Annotated in this window: 5 protein-coding genes; all 5 read left to right on the top strand. The window is 27.7% G+C overall.

The features are described 5' to 3' along the window. Positions 1-66 precede the first annotated feature (66 nt). The 5 genes from E6A48_RS11595 to E6A48_RS11575 all read left to right on the top strand — a co-directional run bounded on the left by E6A48_RS11595 (position 67) and on the right by E6A48_RS11575 (position 3,684). Positions 67-738: a hypothetical protein gene (locus E6A48_RS11595; protein ID WP_219710464.1), complete on the top strand. Its 672-nt coding sequence runs from the start codon at positions 67-69 to the stop codon at positions 736-738. An 87-nt stretch (positions 739-825) separates the two neighbouring features. Beyond that, complete coding sequence (locus tag E6A48_RS11590) at positions 826-2,142, top strand: variable surface family protein (RefSeq protein WP_219710463.1); 1,317 nt, start codon at positions 826-828, stop codon at positions 2,140-2,142. A 95-nt stretch (positions 2,143-2,237) separates the two neighbouring features. Further along, on the top strand, positions 2,238-2,639 hold the full coding sequence (locus tag E6A48_RS11585) for a nitrous oxide-stimulated promoter family protein (protein WP_219710462.1): 402 nt from the start codon (positions 2,238-2,240) through the stop codon (positions 2,637-2,639). Next, positions 2,636-2,998 (top strand): YbaN family protein, encoded by a 363-nt coding sequence (locus E6A48_RS11580; RefSeq protein WP_157147741.1) that lies wholly within the window; start codon positions 2,636-2,638, stop codon positions 2,996-2,998. The genes E6A48_RS11585 and E6A48_RS11580 overlap by 4 nt, the downstream gene beginning before the upstream one ends. 77 nt (positions 2,999-3,075) lie before the next feature. Next, on the top strand, positions 3,076-3,684 hold the full coding sequence (locus E6A48_RS11575; RefSeq protein WP_014933978.1) for a hypothetical protein: 609 nt from the start codon (positions 3,076-3,078) through the stop codon (positions 3,682-3,684). The last annotated feature ends 313 nt before the right edge of the window (positions 3,685-3,997 follow it).

The raw sequence follows: 3,997 nt of genomic DNA, 5'->3' as shown, positions 1-3,997 counted from the left end.
TTTTTTTAAATGTTAGAATATACTAACAATATTTAAGTATTAGCTAACATAAAAAAGGAAAAAGCTATGAAATATATAATATTAATCGCTATTATTATAACAAATATGCTATATAGCTACAATTCAAAAGAAATAAATAATTTTTATAATAATTACTACTCTTCAAAAAACCATGATATTAACTCATTAAAAGTAAATAATTCTCAAACTTACCAAAATATATATTATTTAATAACTTCAAAAAACATATCAAGCGATAAAGAAAAATTTAATTATTTAAAAAAGGCAATAGATGAAAATAAAGATTATATAACATCAAAAGACATTGATTATTTGATAAGCATATCAGAGTTAATGAATTATATTATATATTATTCATCACTTCCTGATAAAATTTCTTACGGCAAAAAATCTAAAGAACTATATCAAAACATTTTAAAAATTGACAATAGTAACTTTTTTGCACTTCTTGGCACAGCTATAGGCTATATGCATGCTCCAGCCATAGCAGGAGGAAGTGATAAAAAAGCATTTGAATATTTTAATAGAGCTTTAAACAACTCTAAAGAAAAATACCAAACATATTTATCCTATGTATGGTTATCACAATATTATTTCAAAATAAAAGATAATGAAAACTATCAGAAATATATTGACATGAGTAGGAGTATATACCAAGATGGGATATTATTAAAGGAGGCTATAGAGAGAAACAAAACCAAAAAGAAACCTTTATAAAAAATAGCAGTTTAAATGAAAATATAAAATATGTATCAATATAAATACAAAAAGAATAATAAATAAACATTAATAAAGGATAAAAATATGAGACGTTTATATATCATTTTAACGGCTTTAATAATAAATGCTTATAGTGTATTTAGCTACACAGTTGTAGAGGATTTCAATGATTTTTTGGTTGATGAGAATCAATTAAGAGTAAGACTTGACAGATTTGGAGTATTAGCAGGTACTGATAATTTACGTTTTGTTGTGGGGGTAAATGGAGAGACAGCAGGAGTTTTGTTAGACAATTTAGATAATGGAAGCAAGGGTGGAATAAGCACTTTTAGACCTGCGGCTTTGGCTGGATTTGGTTATAAGACAGAGAGTTTTGCTATTGGTGCTGGTTATCAATTCAAATATGTTACATCTTCTTGGCAGGCACATACTCCTATACTAACAGCTACTTTTCTTAATGAAAATTTAAGAATAAATATACCTGTTACAATAGGAGTGGGAAGCGGAAGCGTTAATGATGGTGATATGGCTGTTTCAACAGATACAAGAATAGAATATTATACAGGCAATAATGTTTTCAGCAGAATAAGAGTTAATATTAAATATGGAATGTACAAATTAAAAGCAAATGCAAGCAGAAGCGGCGAATTAGCTAATGGAGGTAATCTAAATATTGGAAATATGAATTTAGGTACAGTTGGAGAAAATGGTCAATACGGATTTACTAAAGATACTGTAGGACAATCTATAGGTGTTGATGTAAGGGGATATTTTATAGCGGCAACCGACCCTATATTGATAGAGCCTCAAATAAGAGTGATATATCAGGGTTCTATAGCAGACTTCAAAGGCACTTCATATACAGTTACACCTCCGGGAATGGACGCTAAAGAGGGAGCTGCAGAATTTGGACTATACAATATAGATGCTTCAAACCCTATAGGTGCTTTTGAGTTAGGAAATACAGGTTCTATAGCTGCTGCACCTTATTATGATTTTACTGCTCATAATATAATGTTTACAGGTGAAGGAGCTTCTATAGAAATAGGAGGCACAGAGTATTATATAACTAAGCCTCAATTTGTAGGTGTGGCTGTTCCTGTTGGTTTTACTGCTGAAAGTGATTTAATAACACTTTATTTAGAGCCTGCTGTGTCATTTTCTATGATTACTGGAGGAATTAATGCATATGCTAGCAGTGCTAAACCTGTAAGAATACCTCCTATATTTTATTCTGTAGGATATTTAGTGTATGGAGAATTATACATTAATCCTATGCCTAATTTAGAGTGGTATTTTGAGGCTCAGATTGGAGGGGCTACTACTGTTGACGGTATAGGAAACAGTGCTGACAATGGACTTGCATTCAATGGAAGTACTGGTATTACTTGGAAATTTTAATAAGTTTTAAAATTTTATTATAATATATTGATTTTTGGGAATAGTATATTGGGTATCAAAAAAAGATACCCAATATATAAAAAAGAGTTATAAAAATGTGCTATAAAAAAGACAAAATATATAAAAAAAGAGAAAATGAAAAAAGAGTAATGTTTTATATGATTAATCTTTACTGTAAACATCATCATAAAGATTATCAAAAAAATTGCTTAAAAACATTTGGAAGTAAACCTCTATGCAAAGAGTGCGAAGAAATATACAATTATTCAATAGAGAGAACAAACAAATGCAGATTTATAGAAACAAAAACCTTTTGCAGTGCTTGCCCAAAACAATGTTATAAAACAAATATCAAAAACAAAGTAAAACAAATTATGTCTTTTTCTGGAAAAATAATGCTAATATATCACCCTATAATAGCATTGAAACACATATTTGTTATGATAAGACATAATCTTATAAAAAATAAAAAACTAGATTTTAAAGGCATTATATGAAAACATTATTAATAATTTTAGGCTTTATATGCGTGGCTATAGGAGCTGTCGGAATAGTTGTTCCGATACTTCCTACAACACCATTTTTATTATTAGCATCATTCTTTTTTGCTAAGGGTTCTAAAAAGTTTCATGATTGGTTTATGTCTACAAAACTATACAAAAAACATTTAGAAAGTTTTGTTAATTCTAGGGCTATGACATTAAAATCTAAATTAACAATACTTCTTCCTGTTAGCTGTATGCTCATAGTGACATTTATATTTGTTAATAATTTGCATGCAAGAATTTTATTAGTTGTATTATTTATAGGTAAATATTTATATTTCTTCACGCAAATAAAAACAATAAAAGAATAAATAATAATAAAACAAATAAAAATAACTTTTAAATACATACTCAAAAATACTTTAATTTTGTTTAGGGGAAATAATTTATGGTGAAATATATACTTGTAATAAATATAATATTTTTATCTTTGTTTGATATATTATACTCTCAAGAAAAAAATAATAATAATGAAAAAAAAGGTTTTCAGTCCGTGCTTGATAATAGATTTTTTTCTATAGGTTTATTCAGCAGTGCAGATTCAATAAAAACATCTGTTAATGTAGAGTTTGGTTTTAAGCTAATGAAATACAATAACTTTCAAATAAAAAGCTACACATCTATTGTTGGTTCAAAGATATATGATGACAGTCCTCAGATGTATCAGTTAGGACTTATGCAAAAGTTTATATTTGGAGGCGATGACGAATACAAAGGAGCTATAAGCATATCAAGGTATGGTTTTGCTTTTGGAAGTTTTGGATTTTTATCTTTTGATGCTGATAAAAGCGGAAAGTTTTTATTTAGTGCTCCATATTATTTTGAAGTTGGCGGAGGGGCTGGTTTTAATATAAATGTAAGTGAGCATGTGGGTATAATATTAGAGTTTGGAGGTGGGCTTCATATGGTTGTAAATGGAAAAGAGTTAGGGTATCCTGCCAAAATAAATAAAGCTGGATTTGGAAGAATGAGCATTGGGGCTAGGTATTATTTTTAATTAATTATTTATAAAATTTTATTTACACACCCCACCCTTTACTTTTTATAATTTTATTTTGATATTATAATTTATATTATATTTAATGTTTAATTATAAATAGCACACCCGCCCAAGTTTTTTTTAAATTTATAGCTTTAACATCACGCGGTAATATAAATTTTAATTTATAATAAATTTAGAAATCATTGTGTATCTATATTTTTAGAGTAAGTTCAACGCGTGATTAAAAATTTACCAACTTTTTTGTGCCTAAAAAAGTTGATAAAAAAACTAATTGATTTGCTAATATTAAGAAGTTTGTTTTAATTAT

Source organism: Brachyspira pilosicoli (genome assembly GCF_019402445.1).
GTDB lineage: Bacteria > Spirochaetota > Brachyspiria > Brachyspirales > Brachyspiraceae > Brachyspira > Brachyspira pilosicoli_B.
This window is presented reverse-complemented; position numbering and strand designations above follow the sequence as displayed.